General features: G+C 65.4%; 1 protein-coding gene. It reads left to right on the top strand.

All coding sequences use genetic code 11. The features are described from left to right. Positions 1-157: 157 nt before the first annotated feature. Positions 158-1,384 (top strand): IS256 family transposase, encoded by a 1,227-nt coding sequence (locus CJZ98_RS17655; RefSeq protein WP_094592408.1) that lies wholly within the window; start codon positions 158-160, stop codon positions 1,382-1,384. Positions 1,385-1,677 lie beyond the last annotated feature (293 nt).

Raw genomic sequence — 1,677 nt, 5'->3', positions numbered from 1 at the left:
GCTGGCGTCCCCTTCAGTGGTGTAATTCCCCCGGCACTCCCACCCCGGCGTAGCTGGGGTGGGCCGCGCACCTCAGGCGATCGGCTCCACAGCTGACGTTGCAAGGGGTGGGCAGGCCCGTTTCCCTGGTTCGAGTACCACCTCAACCAGACGAACCATGCCCACCAGACACTGTGCCGCACCTGAGCTGGCCTCGCTACTCGATGGCAGTAGCGCCGGCGAGTTGATCCCCGAGTTGGCCCGCCATGGGCTGCAGCAGCTGATCGAGCTGGAGGTTGCCGCGTTCCTCGGTGCTGACCGTCATGAGCGCACCGAGGAGCGCCTCGGCCACCGCAACGGCTACCGGCCTCGCACCCTCACCACCCAGGTGGGGGATCTCGCGTTGCAGATCCCCAAATTGCGGGCCGGCAGCTTCCTGCCCTCGATCCTCGAGCCCCGCCGCCGGGTCGATCAGGCCCTGTATGCGGTGATCATGGAGGCCTACATCGGTGGGGTGTCGACCCGCAAGGTCGATGCCCTGGTGGCTGCCCTGGGCTCCCAGAGCGGCATCTCCAAGTCGCAGGTGAGTCGCATCTGCCAGGACATCGATGCCCAGGTGCAGGCCTTCCTGAGCAGGCCTCTGGAGAGCAGCAGCTACGCCTACATGTACCTGGATGCCACCTACCTCAAGGGCCGGCTGGGCAAGGCCCAGCAGGTCTGCTCACGGGCCGTGGTGGTGGCCATGGGCGTCAACGCCGATGGTCGCCGGGAGTTACTGGGCATCAAGGTGGGCGACAGCGAGAGCGAGGTCTTCTGGGCCGAATTCGTGGCTCACCTCAAGGAGCGGGGCCTTGCTGGCGTCAGGCTGGTCATCTCAGATGCTCATGCGGGGCTGACCAAGGCCATTCGCCGCCAACTGCAGGGGAGCGTCTGGCAGCGGTGTCGTGTCCATTTCGCCCGCAACCTGCTGCAGTGCGTCCCCAAGGCTCACCAGGGCATGGTCACGGCCGCCCTGCGCAGCGTTTTCGCCCAGGAAACCACTGAGGAGATCGCGTCACGCTGGGACGATCTGGCCACTTCGCTGGCCGATCGCTTTCCCAAGGCCGCCACGCTGATGAACGAGGCGCGGGAGGACGTGCTGGCGTTCCGTCACTTCCCGCAGCCCCACTGGAAAAAGGTCTGGAGCACCAACCTGCTGGAGCGGGTCAACGAGGAGATCAAGCGCCGGACTCGCGTCGTCGGCATCTTCCCCAACGACCCCGCCATCACGCGCCTGGTGGGAGCGGTGCTGCTGGAGCAACACGAGCACTGGCAGCTGGAGGGCCGCCGCATGTTCTCCGCCGAGAGCATGGCCGACATCCCGGACCTGGACGACATACCCACTCTGCAAGCCCTCAGCGCCTGAGAGAGACAGAACTCAGGCCCCAGGTGATCGAGGCTGCAGCGCCCTACAAGGCGCAGCGGCCTTGATCGCCGCCCGGGGCCGGCCGGTACACAACCTCAGGCTGCCCCAGACCACTCCAGCTCACAACACATCCGCGATCGGACGAAAGACTTGACAAGTCATTCGTCTCGATTCATCGTGGCAAACAGAAGTGCATCCGCACCTCCGGAATGACAGCTCGTCATTCCACCTTGTTCAACCTCTGATCAGGGCATTCGGGCCTCGGGATTTACACCACGCGAAGGGACGCGGCC

It is taken from the genome of Vulcanococcus limneticus LL (assembly GCF_002252705.1).
In the GTDB taxonomy this organism is placed as follows: domain Bacteria; phylum Cyanobacteriota; class Cyanobacteriia; order PCC-6307; family Cyanobiaceae; genus Vulcanococcus; species Vulcanococcus limneticus.
Note: the sequence above shows the minus strand (reverse complement) of the source record. Positions and strands in the feature narration are given on the sequence as shown.

Bases quoted from the DNA above. Each gene is read 5' to 3' on its own strand.
- CJZ98_RS17655 (WP_094592408.1), top strand. From the start codon at position 158: ATGCCCACCAGACACTGTGCCGCACCTGAGCTGGCCTCGCTACTCGAT.